This is a genomic window from Burkholderia sp. BCC0419, assembly GCF_902830285.1.
In the GTDB taxonomy this organism is placed as follows: Bacteria; Pseudomonadota; Gammaproteobacteria; order Burkholderiales; family Burkholderiaceae; genus Burkholderia.
The window spans coordinates 201,658-216,255 of record NZ_CADESR010000004.1; the positions used below are offsets into that span (position 1 = coordinate 201,658).

Sequence of the window (14,598 nt, forward strand, 5' to 3'; positions counted from 1 at the left end):
GTGCGGCTTGCGGCGAGGCCACGCATGGCTTCGCCGCATGCCGGTGCGCCGGATGACGCTAGCCGGTGCCGCGCCGGAACGGATTGTGTTCGCGCAGTTCGTCGACGTACGCGTGGATATGCTCGGTCTCGCGTTCGAGAAAGCGCGCGACCGCATCGGAAAACGCCGGATGCGCGAGCCAGTGCGCGGAATGCGTGACGGTCGGCAGGAAACCGCGCGCGAGCTTGTGCTCGCCCTGCGCGCCGCCTTCGAACGTATCGAGCCCGGCCTCGATGCAGAATTCGAGCAACTGGTAGTAGGCCGTTTCGAAATGCAGGCAGGGCACGTGCTCGAGCGCGCCCCAGTAGCGGCCGTACAGCGTGCCGCCGCCGTGCTCGCCGCGCCGGTACACGGCGAGCGCGCTCGCGATCGGCCGGCCGTCGGCTTCCGCGATCACGAGCAGCAGGTTTTCGGGCATCGTCGCGCCGATCGTGCGGAAGAAGTCGAGGTTCAGGTACGGGCTCGAAAAGTGCTCGCGGTAGGTCTGCCGGTAGCAGCGCGAGAAGAAGCGCCAGTCGGCGTCGGTGATTCGATCGCCGGTCAGCCGCCGGAAGGTCACGCCCGCGTCGTGCACCTTGCGCCGCTCCGCGCGGATGTTCTTGCGCTTCTTCTGCTCGAGCGTGGCGAGGAAATCGTCGAAGTGGCGGTAGCCGTCGTTGAGCCAGTGGAACTGCACGCCTTCGCGCAGCATCATCCCCATCGATTCGAGCAGCCGCGCTTCGTCGCCGGTCGGGAACAGCACGTGCAGCGACGACACGTCGCTCTGCTCGGCGAACGCGAGCAGCGTGGCCGCGAGCCGGCGGCGCGCGTCGTCGTCGGCCGCGAGCAGCCGCGTGCCCTGCACCGGCGTGAACGGCACCGCGCACAGCAGCTTCGGGTAATAGGGCAGGTCGTTGCGCTGGTACGCATCGGCCCATGCCCAGTCGAACACGTATTCGCCGTACGAATGCTGTTTCGCGTAGACGGGGGCGGCCGCCGCGAGGCGGCCGGTGCGTGGGTCGGTCAGCGTGACGAAGTGCGGCGACCAGCCGGTGTCGTCCACCGCGCAGCGCGCGACGTGCAGCGCGTCGAGGAATTCGTGGCGCAGGAACGGCGTGGGCTGCGCGTCGCGTGCGAGCAGCGCATTCCATTCGTCGGCCGGCACCTCGGCGGGGGACGACAGGATGCCCGTGCGATAATCGATGCGTTCGTGTTTCAAGCGTGAATCCGTACCGTTGGATGTTGCCGGAGGCGGGCCGCCGTGGCCCGCGCCCGGATCGATTTCGTCAGCCGTTCAAGGCGCGCCGCCGGGTTGCGCCGATCCCGCCATGAAGACCCGACTCGCTCTCGCCCAGATCAACGTCACCGTCGGCGATTTCGCCGGCAACGTCGCGCGAATCGTCGCGGCCGCGCGCGCCGCGCACAACGATGGTGCGCAACTGATGGTCGCACCCGAACTCGCGCTGTCCGGCTATCCGCCCGAAGACCTGCTGCTGCGGCCCGCGTTCTACGCGGCGGCGGCCGCCGCACTCGATGCGCTCGCCGACGCGCTGAAGGCGTTCGACGGGCTCGCGGTGCTGGTCGGCCATCCGTTGCGCGGTCCGGGCAGGGGTGCGGGCAGCGGTCCGGGCAGCGATGCGCGCGCGTCAGCCGTCGATGGTAATGCAAACCGCCCGATCGAGCGCGGCGTGCCGCCCACCGACACCTTCAACGCGGTGTCGCTGATCGTCGGCGGCGAGATCGTCGGCACCTACCGCAAGCAGGATCTGCCGAACGCCGAGGTGTTCGACGAGAAACGCTACTTCGCGACCGACGCCGAGCCGCTCGTGTTCGAGCTGAACGGCGTGAAATACGGCGTGATCATCTGCGAGGACGCGTGGCATGCGTCGGCCGCGCAGATCGCGAAAGCGGCCGGCGCGCAGGTGCTGCTGATCCCGAACGGCTCGCCGTATCACATGAACAAGGAAGCGGTGCGCATCGACATCCTGCGCGCGCGGATTCGCGAGACCGGGCTGCCGATGGTCTACGTGAACCTCGTCGGCGGCCAGGACGAACTCGTGTTCGACGGCGGTTCGTTCGTGCTCGACGCGCAGGGCGCGCTCGTCGCGAAGATGCCGCAGTTCGACGAAGGGCACGCGATCGTCGAATTCGACGGCGCGCGGCCGCTGCCCGGCGCGATCGCGCCCGAGCTGTCGACGCACGCGCAGGTGTACCGCGCGCTCGTGACCGGCGTGCGCGACTACATCGGCAAGAACGGCTTTCCCGGCGTGCTGATCGGGCTGTCGGGCGGCGTCGATTCGGCGCTGGTGCTGGCCGTCGCGTGCGATGCGCTCGGGCCCGAGCGCGTGCGCGCGGTGATGATGCCGTCGCGCTTCACGGCCGACATCTCGACCACCGACGCGGCGGAGATGGCGCGGCGCGTCGGCGTGCGCTACGACGAGATCGCGATCGCGCCGATGTTCGATGCATTCCGCGCCGCGCTCGCAAGCGAATTCGCGGGCCGCGCGGAAGACGCGACGGAGGAGAACATCCAGGCGCGCATCCGCGGCACGCTGCTGATGGCGCTGTCGAACAAGTTCGGCTCGATCGTGCTGACGACCGGCAACAAGAGCGAGATGGCGGTCGGCTACTGCACGCTGTACGGCGACATGGCCGGCGGTTTCGCGGTGATCAAGGACATCGCGAAGACGCTCGTGTACCGGCTGTGCCGCTATCGCAACGAAACGAACGACTACGCGCTGCGCGACGTGATTCCCGAGCGGATCCTGACGCGCGCGCCGTCCGCCGAGCTGCGCGAGAACCAGACCGACCAGGACAGCCTGCCGCCGTACGACGTGCTTGACGCGATCATGCGGATGTACATGGAAGAAGACCGGCCGCTCGCCGAGATCGTCGCGGCCGGCTACGCGCAGGCCGACGTCGAGCGTGTGACGCGGCTCATCAAGATCAACGAATACAAGCGCCGCCAGGCGCCGATCGGCATCCGCGTCACGCATCGCGCATTCGGGCGCGACTGGCGCTACCCGATCACGTCACGTTTCACCGAACGGCTCGATTGAGCGGTGCTGGGCCGGATGCGGCCCGCCGGCTTACAATCGGGATCGCGATTTTTCATCCAAACGAGCACTGGGGGACAACCACCATGAAACGCATCACCGCCATCATCAAGCCGTTCAAGCTGGACGAAGTCCGCGAAGCGCTCGCCGAAGTGGGTCTCACGGGCCTGACCGTGACGGAAGTGAAGGGTTTCGGCCGCCAGAAGGGGCATACCGAGCTGTATCGCGGCGCCGAGTATGTCGTCGACTTCCTGCCGAAGATGAAGATCGAGGTGGTCGTCGCGGAAGCGCAGGTCGATCAGGTGATCGACGCGGTGATCGGTGCGGCGCGCACCGGCAAGATCGGCGACGGCAAGATCTTCGTGTCGGACGTCGAGCGCGTGATCCGCATCCGCACCGGCGAAGAGAACGAAGCGGCCGTCTGAGCGCCGCGTCCGCGCCATTCGGTCAATCCCGGCAGCTTCGGCCGCTCGGGCCACGGGTCGCACGAACCCGCCGCCCAAGAAAAAACGGTGCGGATACCCGGTTGGGTACCGCACCGATACGCGCCTCTCGCAGCAGCGTGGAAAGTGTTGTCGAATCGTTGGTTGACGGCGCCTGATCAGAACAGGTGCTGGATGCCGGCGTAGACGCCGGTCTGGCTGCCGCCCGGATGCGGGTTGCCGGTCGACACGGCGGTGCCTGCACCGTTCGCGTTCAGACCGAAGTTGGCCGACGAGCTGTTGCGCACCGTCGCGGCTTGCAGGTCGAACAGCGTGCGCTTCGAGATGTTGTACGTGCCGCCGATCGTGTAGATGTTCGCGTTGCCGCCGCCGTGGTTCGCGTTCACGTGATACACGGCTGCGATCAGCGCCGCTGCCGGCGTGGCCTGCCACGTCACGCCACCCCATACCTGTTGCGTACCCGTCACGCCGGCGTTCACCGCCGGGCCACCGCTGCCGTCGGCGCGCGATGCCTGGTAGGCCGCCTGAACCTTGAACTGGCCGAGGAACACGTTCACGCCCGCGAAGTATTCACGCGAGTAGTTGAACACGTCCGAGAAGCGGCCATTGCTGTCGCGCGTTTCGTCGTAGATGCCGCGCAACTGGAACAGCGAGTTCGTGTAGGTGACCTGACCGCCCATTGCACGGCCCGGTTGGCCGGCCGTCGTGTTGCCGTTGAAGCTGGTCGAGTTCGAGAACGAGAACTGGCCGTAGAAGTCGAGGCCGTAGAGCGACGGCGACTGGTACGACACGTTGTTGCTGGTCTTGTTCCAGTTACGGCCGCGCACCAGCGAGGCCGTCGACCAGGCCGACTGGCCGAACGGGTCGAAGTCCCACACGCCGTTGGCGATCGCGAGTTCGCGACCCAGCAGCAGCGTACCGTAGCGGTCGTTCGAGATACCGACGGTCGCGAAACGATCCCAGATCGAGCCGCTGAAGCCGCCCGTCATCGTGTTGAACGCGCCTTCGATGTGGAACAGGACCTTGTTGCCGCCGCCGATGTCCTCGCTACCCTTCAAGCCCCACAGGCTCGTGCCCCAGTCGCCGCTTTCCGCGCGCACTTGGTGGCCGTTTTGCAGGCCGTTCATGTACTCGATGCCTGCATCCAGGCGGCCATACAGCGTGACGCTGCTCTGCGCGTGCGCCGTCACCACCCCAGCAGCCATCAGCGCGGCCGCGACCAAAGCTTTCTTCATCATCTCCTCCATACCCTGTCAAAAAGTCAACCCAGACTGCACGAGATGCCCGGAGCGCGAGCGCCGGGCAAAAGCGGGATAACCAGGGAGACCTCGTGCAGGGCCGGTAAGCGCGGCACGCGGGCAAGCAGACGGAAAACCGTTGAGCGGTCCCGCGCAGCCGGGTCGGCCTGCGGGGTCTCCTTGTTGTGTCGTGAAGCTAAACTACATTTCACGAACTTCGTTTTGCTACTTTGGTTACTAATTTAGCAAAAATACAATTTTGTGGCGATGGAAATCGTTGTTTGACTAACCGCTGTCGCCAAATTGCCATGCAACACGGTGCGCAACAGGGGCACCAAGGGTTCTCGATTACCGGAAAACCCTTGTCCCGCAAGGGAGACATGGATTCCACGGGCATGGGTCAAGGATTGCCACTATTGACGTTGCCGGGGCGCCGGCGTAAGCGCGAAAGTCGCGAAATTAGTAAGTATTTCGTAATGATTCGGGCGATTGCCGCGATCGCTGGTCGACGCCTGAAACGCCCGTCCTGCAACGCGCCGCGCGTAGTCCGGGTTAATCCGGGCTCGGTCGTGCGTCGAGCAACTGGGCGCGAATCCAGCGATGCGCATCGGTGCGCGCATGCTTCGCATGCGAGTAGACCTTCACCGTGTAGCGCGGGATCTCGAACGGTGCCGGGAAGAGGCGGATCGGCGCCGCGTGCCGCAGCGCCTGCGCGGCGCGGTTCGGCACGGTCATCAGGAGTGCCGACTCCGCGATCACGAACGGCGCGGCCAGCACGGTCGGCAATTGCACGGCCACATGCCGCGCAAGGCCGAGCCGGTCGAGCACGTGGTCGACGACGCCGCGCGACTCGTTCCACGGCGTGACGACCACGTGGCGGGCCGCCAGGTACTGGTCGAGCGTCAGCCGCCGGCGGATGGCCGGATGCGTGGCGCTCGCGATCACGACGTAGTCGTCGGAGAACCAGTCGAAATCCTCGATGCCCGGCGCGTCGGCCGCCGATTCCTCGTGGTAGCCGAGCGCGAAGTCGATACGGCCGGCCGCGAGCTCGTCGACGGAAATCTTGCGGTCCGAATGGACGACGCGGATCCGCAGGTGCGGCGCCACGTGCTGGATGCGGGCCAGGAACGCCGGCAGCACCGCGAACGCCGTGTAGTCGGTCGCGGCGAACACGAACGTACGGTCGCTTTGCGCGGGATCGAAGCGGCGCGCGCGGGCGAGCCCCTTCGACATCGCGTCGAGCGCATCGCCGGCCCACGTGGCGATGTCGTCGGCGCGTACGGTCGGCTGCATCTCGTTGCCGAGGCGCACGAACAGCGCATCGCCGATCGCGTCGCGCAGCCGGGCGAGCGCATGGCTCAACGCCGACGGGCTCAGCGCGAGCTCATGCGCGGCCGCCACGACCGACCGGTGACGGTACAGCGCGTCGAACACGAGCAGCAGGTTCAGGTCGAGGCGGCGCAGGTCGGGATGCATGATATTCAGGTCCGAATGAAGAAACTGCACTTCCTGCAGTTGTGTCGTGAACGTAGCATGTCGATCTGACCGACGCCAGGTGCGAGAGGAGAGCGCGGGCGCCGTATTCCATTTTCCGTCCGGGCCGAAGGAGGGCTCCCCACCGTGCAAATCGATATCCGTTCCGCCACCGTCGCCGACGTGCCGCTGATCCTGCGCTTCATCACCGAACTGGCCGTCTACGAGAAGGCGGAGCACGAAGTCGTCGCGACGTCCGAATCGCTCGAGCGCAGCCTGTTTGGCGAAGGCTCGCCGGCGCGTGCGCTGATGTGCGAGGTCGACGGCGAGCCGGCCGGCTTCGCCGTGTATTTCTTCTCGTATTCGACGTGGCTCGCGCGGCAGGGGCTGTATCTCGAGGATCTGTACGTATCGCCGCGTTTTCGCGGCGCCGGCGCGGGGCTGCGGCTGCTGAAGGCGCTCGCGCGGATCGCGGTCGAGTCGGGCTGCGGGCGTTTCGAATGGAGCGTGCTCGACTGGAACGAGCCGGCGATCCGCTTCTACGAGAACGTCGGCGCGGCGCCGCAGAGCGAATGGGTGCGTTACCGGCTGGCGGGCGACGAGCTGCACGCGTTCGCCGACGGCGCACCGGTGAGCGCCGCGTAAACGCAAAACGGGCGCCGCGCGGCGAACCGCGGGGCGCCCGTTCGAGTATGGCGGGTGACGGGCGTTACTTGAGGCTGCCCGACAGGAAGCCGCGCAGGCGCTCGCTCTTCGGGTTCGCGAATACCTCGGCCGGCACGCCTTGTTCCTCGACGCGTCCCTGGTGCAGGAACATCACGTGATTCGACACGTTGCGCGCGAAGCCCATCTCGTGTGTGACGACGATCATCGTGCGGCCTTCCTCGGCCAGCTTCTGCATCACCTTCAGCACTTCGCCGACGAGTTCCGGGTCGAGCGCGGAGGTCGGCTCGTCGAACAGCATCACGTCCGGATGCATCGCGAGCGCACGCGCGATCGCCACGCGCTGCTGCTGGCCGCCGGACAGATGCGACGGATACTGCTTCTCGACGCGCGGCGCGAGGCCGACCTTCTCGAGGTATTCGCGCGCACGGTCCTCGGCTTCCTTCTTCGGGATGCCGAGCACGTTCACCGGCGCTTCCATCACGTTCTCGATCACGTTCATGTGCGACCAGAGGTTGAAGTGCTGGAACACCATCGACAGCTTGGTGCGCACGCGCTGAAGCTGCTTCGGATCGGCCGCGCGCAGCGCGCCCGCCTTGTCGAGCGCGGTGCGCACTTCCTCGCCGTCGACGAAGATGCGGCCCGCGTTCGGCTGCTCGAGGAAGTTGATACAGCGCAGCATCGTGCTCTTGCCGGAGCCGGACGAGCCGATCACGCTGATCACGTCGCCCGAGTTCGCCCTCAGCGACACGCCTTTGAGCACCTCGTTGTCGCCGTACCGCTTGTGGAGATCGTCGACGAAAAGCTTCTGGGTCTGGGAATTCATCAATATTCCTGCGAAAACTTACTTGCCTTGCGGGCGCAGATACGCGAGCCAGCGGCGCTCGGCCTGGCGGAACAGCCACACGAGCGTGAACGAGATCACGAGGTAGAGCAGGGCGGCGATGCCGAACGCGTGGAACGACATGTAGGTGGCCGAGTTCACGTCGCGCGCGATCTTCAGGATGTCCGGCACGGTCGCGGTGAAGGCCACCGTCGTCGCGTGCAGCATCAGGATCACTTCGTTGCTGTACAGCGGCAGCGCGCGGCGCAGCGCCGACGGCAGGATCACGCGGCGATACATCGTGAACGAGGACATCCCGTATGCGCGCGCGGCTTCGATCTCGCCGTACGACGTCGCCTTGATCGCACCCGCGAAGATTTCGGTGGTGTACGCGCAGGTGTTCAGCGTGAACGCGAGCAGCGTGCAGTGCATCCCGTCGCGGAAGAACGCATCGAGCATCGGCGTGCCGCGCACGGCCTGCAGGCTGTAGAGGCCCGTGTAGCAGAGCAGCAGCTGCACGTAGAGCGGCGTGCCGCGGAACACGTACGTGTACAGCCACACGGCGCCCGACAGCCACTTCTTCTTCGACACGCGCGCCACGGCGAGCGGCACCGACAGGCAGAAGCCGAGGCCGATCGACACGACCAGCAGCCACAGCGTGATCGCGACACCGGTGATGCGATAGCCGTCGGTGTAGAGATAGTTGCGCCAGTATTCTTGGATGAGTTCGATCATAGGTCAGCCTTGCGGACACCGGTCGAGTAGCGCTTTTCGAGCCACATCAGCACGAAGTTCGAGATCGTCGTGATGGCGAGGTAGACCGCTCCCGCGATCAGCGTGAAGAAGAAGAACCGCAGCGTGCCCTTGCCGGCGTCCTGCGACGCCTTCACGACGTCGGCCAGGCCGATGATCGACACGAGCGCGGTCGACTTCACGAGCACCTGCCAGTTGTTGCCGATGCCCGGCAGCGCGAAGCGCATCATCTGCGGGAACATGATCCGCGTGAACACCTGCCAGTTCGTCATCCCGTAGGCGCTGCCGGCTTCGAGCTGGCCGCGCGGCACGGACAGGAACGCACCGCGGAACGTCTCGGTGAAGTACGCGCCGTAGATGAAGCCGAGCACGAGCACGCCGGCGAGGAACGGGTCGATGTCGATCTGGTCCCAGCCGAGCGCGTCGGTCGCCATGTTCAGCCAGATCTGCAGGCTGTAGAACAGCAGCAGCATCAGCACGAGATCGGGTACGCCGCGGATCAGCGTCGTGTAGACGGTGCCGACGCCGTGCGTCACGCGGTTGCGCGACAGCTTCGCGCCGGCGCCGAGCAACCCCAGCAGGAACGACAGCGCAAGCGAAAGCACCGCCAGCTTGACGGTTTGCCAGGTGCCGGCGAGGATCAGCGGGCCGTAGCCTTGTAGAAACATATGGGGTCCCTGGTGTGGTCCCTGAGGGCGCACGCAGTGCGCCGCGAAAGACGCGCCCGCCAAGCTGCGCGGAACGCCCCGTGCGTATCATGACCGTCCGCCCCGGCAACGGGGCCGGGCCCGCCCGTCGCGCGAGCGGCGGGCAAGGGAGCGGGCGGCGCGTGGTTGACTGCCTGTACTGCCCGGACGCGGGGCCGCCCCCGCATCCGCTGCTGCTGCTTGTCGGCGTTCAGCGGGCCGCCGCCGAATAGACGCTGAACGAGAAGTACTTGTGCGACAGCCGGTCGTACGTGCCGTCCTTGTGCATGTCGGCCAGCGCCTGATTGATCCTGAGCTTCAGGTCGGTGTCTTCCTTGCGCAGGCCGATCGCGGTGCCGTCGCCGATCGTCTTCGGATCCTTCACTTCCGGCCCGGCGAACGCGAAGCCCTTGCCGCGCGGCGTGCGCAGGAAGCCGTAGTCGGCCTGCAGCTCGTCCTGCAGCGTCGCGTCGAGGCGGCCCGAGCCGAGATCGGTATAGACCTGGTCCTGGTTCTGGTAAGGAACGATCGTCACGCCCTGCGGTTCCCAGTAAGCCTTCGCGTAGGTTTCCTGCGTCGAGCCCTGCTCGACGCCGACGCGCTTGCCTTTCAGCGACGCGACCGTCGGCAGCAGCGGCGAGCCGGTCTTCGCGATCATCCGCGCGGGCGCGTCGTACACCTTGTCGGAGAAGTCGATCTGCTCGCGGCGCTTGTCCGTGACGGTCAGCGACGACACGATGACGTCGTACTTCTTCGCCTTCAGTGCCGGAATGATCCCGTCGAGATCCTGCGCCACCCACACGCATTTCACGTTGATCCGCTTGCAGATTTCCTTGGTGAGATCGACGTCGAAACCGACGATCTCGCCGCTCGGCGCGGTCGACTCGAACGGCGGGTAGCTGGCGTCGACGCCGATCCGCACGGTCTTCCACTCCTTCGCGAAGGCGCTGCCCGCCACGAGGGCGAGGGCGGCGCACAGGGCGGCCTTCTTCATTTCCATCCTTCTGTTGCTGACTTTCCGGGGGCGCTCGCGGCCGGTCGGACCGGGCGCCGCGGCGTATTCTAGACGGCCAAAAATCGCCGATCGGCGCTCTGGCGTTGACGGCCGCCGGAACGGCGAACGCCAAAAGGGCGGTATTTTACCCGAACGCGATACCCGGAAAACGGCAATCCGGCACGGTCGACCGATTCCTCGATTCGGCTGTTGCGGCAATCGTGGTATTCGCAACAAATATTTCGGCAATTGGTTGCGCGGGTGCAACGATGCGGTGCGCGGGCGGCGGATTGTGGCGCTGTCGGCCTCCCCTTACAGTGGAGGTAAACCCGAACAGAACATCTGCGCCCCCGAGCGTCCACCCCAATGTTCCAGATCCTGCGCGCCGAAGACCGCTGGCACACGCGTCACGGCTGGCTCGAATCGAGTCACAGTTTTTCGTCTGCCTGCCACGCCGCGCATGCGCCGGTGCGTCCGCCCGTCGGTGCGCTGTGCGTGCTGAGCGAGGATCTGATCGCGCCGACCCGCGGTTTCGGGATGCAGCCGCGCCGCGACGTGGAGATCGTCACGTACGTGCTGGATGGCGCGCTCGCGCACCGCGACAGCCTCGGCTGCGGCGCAATCGTCCGGACCGGCGGCATCCAGCGAGTGAGCGCCGGCACGGGGCTCATGCACAGCGAAACCAACGCGTCGCGCGACCGGCCGCTGCATCTGCTGCAGATCTGGCTGCAGCCGGCCGAGCGGGGCGGGCGGCCCGGCTATGAGGAACGGCGCTTCGCCGACGACGAGAAGCGCGGCCGGTTGAAGCTTGTCGCGGCGCCCGACGGCGGCGACGGCGCGCTGTCGATGCGGGCCGACGCCCGCATCTTCGCGGGGCTGATCGACGGCGACGAGACGACGGCGTTCGACGTGCCGGCCGGACGCAGCCTCTACGTGCACGTGGCGCGCGGCGAGGTCGAGGTCAACGGCCGCGCGCTGGCGGCCGGCGACGGCGCGCGGATCGGCGGCGTGGACGCGGTGGCGTTCGCGCGAGGCCGCACGGCAGAGGTGCTGCTGTTCGACGTCGCCTGAAACGAAAAAGGGGACGCAGGCCGGTGCCTGCATCCCCCTTCGATGCCGCTGCGGGAGCGGCCCGCCGGCTTACTGCGCCGGCGCCGACGCGCCCTTGGCAGCCGCGCGATGCTGCTCCCAGCGCTCCTTCATCTTCTCGTGGCGCTGTTCCATCTTCGCGAACTGCTGTTTGAGCGCCGTGCTGACCATCGTCTTCTGCTGGTCGTTCAGCCCGTTGTAGAACGTGAGCCACGCGGCGGACGTCTGCTCGCGCAGTTGCGCGTTCTGCGCCTCCGCCTGCTGGCGTGCCGAATGCATCGCGCTCAGGTCGAGGATCGGCTGGTTCTGCTGCGCCTTGAACTGCTCGCGCATCTGCTCGTGGCTCTTGCGCATCGCGTCACGGTTCTGCTTCATCGTGTTGACGGCCGCCTGCCATTGCTGTTCCTGCGACGCGTTGAGCTTCAGCTGGTCGTGCAGTTTCATGATTGCGCCGAACGGGCCGCCTTCGTGCCCGTCATGCATCCGGTGCATGCCGGGGCCGCCCGGCGGCGGCATGTCGTCGGGCTGCGCGGCATGCGCGGCGCCGAATGCGAGAGCGAGCACGGTGGCGGCCGCGATGGCCACGCGGGAAGTCTTCTTATACATTTCAGAAACTCCTTGTATCCAAAGGGTCCGGCGATGCGGCGCCGGGAAAGTCGGGTACCGCATCCGGTAAGACGCAGGTTAGCGATGCAGGCCGCGGCGGGTGTTACGCGGGGTGGCGGCCCGGTTACCGCGCATTACAGTTCCCTTGCGCGGTAACCCGCAGTAACCCTTTCGTCCCTTTGTTTCGTTCTTCGACTCCGCCCTCGCGCGGTAAACTTCGAGCCATGACTACCCAGATCCTCATCGTCGACGACGACCAAGAACTCCGAGACCTGCTGCGCGACTATCTCGTGCGCCAGGGGATGGAAGTGTCCGTGCTGCACGACGCGGCGACGCTCGAGAAGCGCCTCGAGCGCGAGCGGCCCGACCTGATCGTGCTGGACCTGATGATGCCGGGCGTGGACGGCCTGACCGCGTTGCGCCAGTTGCGCGCGGCCGGCGACGACATCCCCGTGATCATGCTGACCGCGCGGGCGGATGACGTCGACCGCATCGTCGGGCTCGAGCTCGGCGCGGACGACTACCTCGGCAAGCCGTTCAACCCGCGCGAGCTGCTCGCGCGCGTGCAGGCCGTGCTGCGCCGCCGCCGCGCGACGCCGTCGGCGGCCGCGCCCGAGCAGCGCGAGCCGTTCGCGTTCGGCCGCTTCCTGCTCGACTTCCAGGCGCGCACGCTGTCGGTCGACGGCAAGCCGGCCACGCTGTCGAGCAGCGAATTCGCGCTGCTGAAGATCTTCGTGAACCATGCGCTGCGCACGCTCACGCGCGAGCGGCTGCTCGAGCTGCTGCACGGGCCCGAGTACGACGGCACCGACCGCGGCATCGACGTCCAGGTGTGGCGCCTGCGCCGCATCCTCGAAACGGATCCGTCGACGCCGCGCTTCATCCAGACGGTCCGCGGGCGCGGCTACGTGTTCGTGCCCGACGGCGAGGCCCATGCGCAAACCCATTGATTCACTGTTCGGGCGGCTGGCGCTGCTCGTCGTCGGCGTCCTGCTCCTGTCGCACTTCGCGTGGTTCTTCGCGATGCGGCTCGAGCGCAACCAGATGCAGACGCGTTATGCGGTCGAGGAGGCCGCGTTCCTCGTCGACGCGGTGCGCCAGCACGTCGCGCGCACGCCCGACCAGCCGCTGCCGTCGCGCGTGCGGCTCGTGTCGCCGGACAGTGCCGACGTGCCGAAGGGCGGCGATTCGGGGCTGCCGCCGCCGCTGAAGCGGTTCCGCGACGACGTGAGCGACCGCATGCCGCCCGGCACGCAGGTCGAGATCGGCACGCCCGGCCATCCGCCCGTGCTGTGGGTGAAGGAGCCGGCCGACCGCAACTGGATCGTGGTGCCCGTGCAGCCGCTGCGGCCGCCGCGCTCGCTCGACCGGATGCTGCTGTGGCTCGGCACGATCTTCTCGGCCGGCGTGATCGCCGCGCTGTTCGCGGCCTGGCAGTTGCAGCAGCCGCTGCGCTCGCTCGCGCGCGCGGTCGCGCGTTTCGGCCGCGGGCAGCCGGTGCCGCCGCTGCGCGAACGCGGGCCGCGCGAGCTGCGCCAGCTCACGCACGGCTTCAACCAGATGGTGGAGCAGGTGTCGCAGGCCGAGAGCGATCGCGCGGTAATGCTGGCCGGTGTCGCGCACGACCTGCGCACGCCGCTCGCCCGGATGCGCCTGCGGGCGGAAATGATGGACGACGCGCGGCTGCGCGACGGCGTCGTGCGCGACGTCGACTCGATGTCGCACATCGTCGACCAGTTCCTGGTGTTTGCGCATGGCGGGGCCGACCGCAGCGAGCCGGTGCCGGTCGACCACGCGTGCGAGCGGATCGCGCGCAGCTATCGTGCGGTCGCGCCGAACGCGCCGACGGTCCAGACGCGGCTGGAGGCCGATCCCGGCTTCCGGCTGCCGACGGCGACGCTCGACCGGATCCTGTCGAACCTGCTGGACAACGCGCATGCGTATGGCGCGCCGCCCGTGTTCGTCGAGACGGCGCGTACGCCGGCCGGCTACGTGCTGTCGGTCAGCGACAGCGGCGGCGGGATCGCGCCGCGCGATCTCGCCGCCGCCACGCGGCCGTTCGTGCGGCTCGACCCCGCGCGCGGCGGGAACGGCCACAGCGGGCTCGGGCTCGCGATCGTCGAGCGGCTCGTGCTCAGGCTGGGGGGCACGTGCGACATCGGCAATCGGCCCGAAGGCGGCCTGCGTGTGTCGATGACGTTCCCGTTCGAGGCCGTGCCGAAGGACGAACCTCACGCACAGGCCGCATGAGCGGTTGCGGCGCCTGCCCGGCCGGGCAGCCGCCGCGCGGCGTCATTCGCCGAACAGCGTGCCGAGCGTCTCGGCCGCGTTGCTGTCGATCGTGTTGTAGGTCACCGTGGTGGCCTCGAAGATGTAGACGGTCGTATACCGGCCGAGCCGCTCCAGGATTTCCTCCTGCAGCGATTCCGGCACGACGTTCATGTTCAGGTACCACGCCGTAGACGACAGCCGCACCTGGAACGACCCGTACTCCTGCATGAGTTCATAGAACGCGTCGGCATCCTGATCGCGACAGACGATCACCAAGTTTCCTGCCATTCCCTTCCTCCCGCTCGTCGGTCGATCCCCGGGGCCGGTTGACACAGGGCGCGTGCGCATTGCCGCGACACGGCCGAAACGAACCCCGGGGGCTAGCCCCGATCATACCTGCTTCGCCGTATCCGGCTGCTGATGCCGGACACGGTTTGTGCCCGCGTGCGGGTGGCGGGTTCACGGCCGGGCCGGATCACGGCATA

At 67.3% G+C, this 14,598-nt stretch carries 15 protein-coding genes; 6 read left to right on the forward strand and 9 right to left on the reverse strand.

Annotated elements, in window-relative coordinates:
• Nucleotides 1-58: 58 nt before the first annotated feature.
• On the reverse strand, nt 59-1,237 hold the full coding sequence (locus tag HWW87_RS22825) for a GNAT family N-acetyltransferase (RefSeq protein ID WP_175822266.1): 1,179 nt from the start codon (nt 1,235-1,237) through the stop codon (nt 59-61).
• A 109-nt stretch (nt 1,238-1,346) separates the two neighbouring features.
• Between HWW87_RS22825 and HWW87_RS22830 the strand changes: the two genes are divergently transcribed.
• Both HWW87_RS22830 and HWW87_RS22835 read left to right on the forward strand, forming a co-directional pair.
• A complete protein-coding gene (locus HWW87_RS22830) occupies nt 1,347-3,077 on the forward strand; it encodes an NAD+ synthase (protein WP_175822267.1) in 1,731 nt (576 codons plus the stop codon).
• A gap of 83 nt (nt 3,078-3,160) precedes the next feature.
• Nucleotides 3,161-3,499 carry a P-II family nitrogen regulator gene (locus HWW87_RS22835; protein WP_006398637.1) on the forward strand — a complete coding sequence of 113 codons (339 nt, stop codon included), beginning with the start codon at nt 3,161-3,163 and terminating at the stop codon, nt 3,497-3,499.
• Between the two features lie 176 nt (nt 3,500-3,675).
• On the opposite strand, the gene HWW87_RS22840 is transcribed toward HWW87_RS22835, so the two are convergent.
• Both HWW87_RS22840 and HWW87_RS22845 read right to left on the reverse strand, forming a co-directional pair.
• Entirely contained in the window at nt 3,676-4,755 is a 1,080-nt protein-coding gene (locus HWW87_RS22840) for a porin (RefSeq protein ID WP_174389131.1), read from the reverse strand.
• A gap of 552 nt (nt 4,756-5,307) precedes the next feature.
• A complete protein-coding gene (locus HWW87_RS22845) occupies nt 5,308-6,261 on the reverse strand; it encodes a LysR family transcriptional regulator (RefSeq protein ID WP_175822268.1) in 954 nt (317 codons plus the stop codon).
• A 114-nt stretch (nt 6,262-6,375) separates the two neighbouring features.
• On the opposite strand from HWW87_RS22845, the gene HWW87_RS22850 reads away from it, so the two are divergent.
• Nucleotides 6,376-6,873 carry a GNAT family N-acetyltransferase gene (locus HWW87_RS22850; protein WP_175822269.1) on the forward strand — a complete coding sequence of 166 codons (498 nt, stop codon included), beginning with the start codon at nt 6,376-6,378 and terminating at the stop codon, nt 6,871-6,873.
• A 64-nt stretch (nt 6,874-6,937) separates the two neighbouring features.
• On the opposite strand, the gene HWW87_RS22855 is transcribed toward HWW87_RS22850, so the two are convergent.
• The 4 genes from HWW87_RS22855 to HWW87_RS22870 form a co-directional block, all read right to left on the reverse strand.
• Nucleotides 6,938-7,717, reverse strand: a complete 780-nt coding sequence (locus tag HWW87_RS22855; protein ID WP_175822270.1) for an ABC transporter ATP-binding protein — start codon at nt 7,715-7,717, stop codon at nt 6,938-6,940.
• Nucleotides 7,718-7,735: 18 nt separating this feature from the next.
• Nucleotides 7,736-8,449 (reverse strand): ABC transporter permease, encoded by a 714-nt coding sequence (locus HWW87_RS22860; protein ID WP_175822271.1) that lies wholly within the window; start codon nt 8,447-8,449, stop codon nt 7,736-7,738.
• Nucleotides 8,446-9,135, reverse strand: a complete 690-nt coding sequence (gene hisQ, locus HWW87_RS22865) for a histidine ABC transporter permease HisQ (RefSeq protein WP_174389127.1) — start codon at nt 9,133-9,135, stop codon at nt 8,446-8,448. Before hisQ ends, HWW87_RS22860 begins: the two co-directional genes overlap by 4 nt.
• Before the next feature lie 229 nt (nt 9,136-9,364).
• The gene (locus HWW87_RS22870; RefSeq protein WP_175822272.1) at nt 9,365-10,147 is read right to left on the reverse strand and encodes an ABC transporter substrate-binding protein; all 783 of its coding nucleotides are present in this window, start codon (nt 10,145-10,147) and stop codon (nt 9,365-9,367) included.
• 366 nt (nt 10,148-10,513) lie between these two features.
• Here HWW87_RS22870 and HWW87_RS22875 point away from each other — a divergent pair, with 366 nt between their 5' ends.
• Nucleotides 10,514-11,218: a pirin family protein gene (locus tag HWW87_RS22875; RefSeq protein ID WP_175822273.1), complete on the forward strand. Its 705-nt coding sequence runs from the start codon at nt 10,514-10,516 to the stop codon at nt 11,216-11,218.
• Nucleotides 11,219-11,287: 69 nt separating this feature from the next.
• On the opposite strand, the gene HWW87_RS22880 is transcribed toward HWW87_RS22875, so the two are convergent.
• Entirely contained in the window at nt 11,288-11,842 is a 555-nt protein-coding gene (locus HWW87_RS22880) for a periplasmic heavy metal sensor (RefSeq protein ID WP_175822274.1), read from the reverse strand.
• Nucleotides 11,843-12,066: 224 nt separating this feature from the next.
• Here HWW87_RS22880 and HWW87_RS22885 point away from each other — a divergent pair, with 224 nt between their 5' ends.
• Together HWW87_RS22885 and HWW87_RS22890 are read left to right on the forward strand one after the other, a co-directional pair.
• The gene (locus HWW87_RS22885) at nt 12,067-12,792 is read left to right on the forward strand and encodes a response regulator (protein ID WP_006493394.1); all 726 of its coding nucleotides are present in this window, start codon (nt 12,067-12,069) and stop codon (nt 12,790-12,792) included.
• A complete protein-coding gene (locus HWW87_RS22890) occupies nt 12,776-14,092 on the forward strand; it encodes an ATP-binding protein (RefSeq protein WP_175822275.1) in 1,317 nt (438 codons plus the stop codon). Before HWW87_RS22885 ends, HWW87_RS22890 begins: the two co-directional genes overlap by 17 nt.
• A 42-nt stretch (nt 14,093-14,134) precedes the next feature.
• Here the strand turns inward: HWW87_RS22890 and HWW87_RS22895 are convergent, their stop codons facing one another.
• A complete protein-coding gene (locus HWW87_RS22895) occupies nt 14,135-14,401 on the reverse strand; it encodes a hypothetical protein (RefSeq protein WP_175822276.1) in 267 nt (88 codons plus the stop codon).
• Between the last annotated feature and the right edge of the window lie 197 nt (nt 14,402-14,598).

Bases quoted from the DNA above. Each gene is read 5' to 3' on its own strand.
- HWW87_RS22830 (WP_175822267.1), top strand. From the start codon at position 1,347: ATGAAGACCCGACTCGCTCTCGCCCAGATCAACGTCACCGTCGGCGAT.
- HWW87_RS22835 (WP_006398637.1), top strand. From the start codon at position 3,161: ATGAAACGCATCACCGCCATCATCAAGCCGTTCAAGCTGGACGAAGTC.
- HWW87_RS22840 (WP_174389131.1), bottom strand. From the start codon at position 4,755: ATGATGAAGAAAGCTTTGGTCGCGGCCGCGCTGATGGCTGCTGGGGTG.
- HWW87_RS22855 (WP_175822270.1), bottom strand. From the start codon at position 7,717: ATGAATTCCCAGACCCAGAAGCTTTTCGTCGACGATCTCCACAAGCGG.
- HWW87_RS22860 (WP_175822271.1), bottom strand. From the start codon at position 8,449: ATGATCGAACTCATCCAAGAATACTGGCGCAACTATCTCTACACCGAC.
- hisQ (WP_174389127.1), bottom strand. From the start codon at position 9,135: ATGTTTCTACAAGGCTACGGCCCGCTGATCCTCGCCGGCACCTGGCAA.
- HWW87_RS22870 (WP_175822272.1), bottom strand. From the start codon at position 10,147: ATGAAGAAGGCCGCCCTGTGCGCCGCCCTCGCCCTCGTGGCGGGCAGC.
- HWW87_RS22875 (WP_175822273.1), top strand. From the start codon at position 10,514: ATGTTCCAGATCCTGCGCGCCGAAGACCGCTGGCACACGCGTCACGGC.
- HWW87_RS22880 (WP_175822274.1), bottom strand. From the start codon at position 11,842: ATGTATAAGAAGACTTCCCGCGTGGCCATCGCGGCCGCCACCGTGCTC.
- HWW87_RS22885 (WP_006493394.1), top strand. From the start codon at position 12,067: ATGACTACCCAGATCCTCATCGTCGACGACGACCAAGAACTCCGAGAC.
- HWW87_RS22890 (WP_175822275.1), top strand. From the start codon at position 12,776: ATGCGCAAACCCATTGATTCACTGTTCGGGCGGCTGGCGCTGCTCGTC.
- HWW87_RS22895 (WP_175822276.1), bottom strand. From the start codon at position 14,401: ATGGCAGGAAACTTGGTGATCGTCTGTCGCGATCAGGATGCCGACGCG.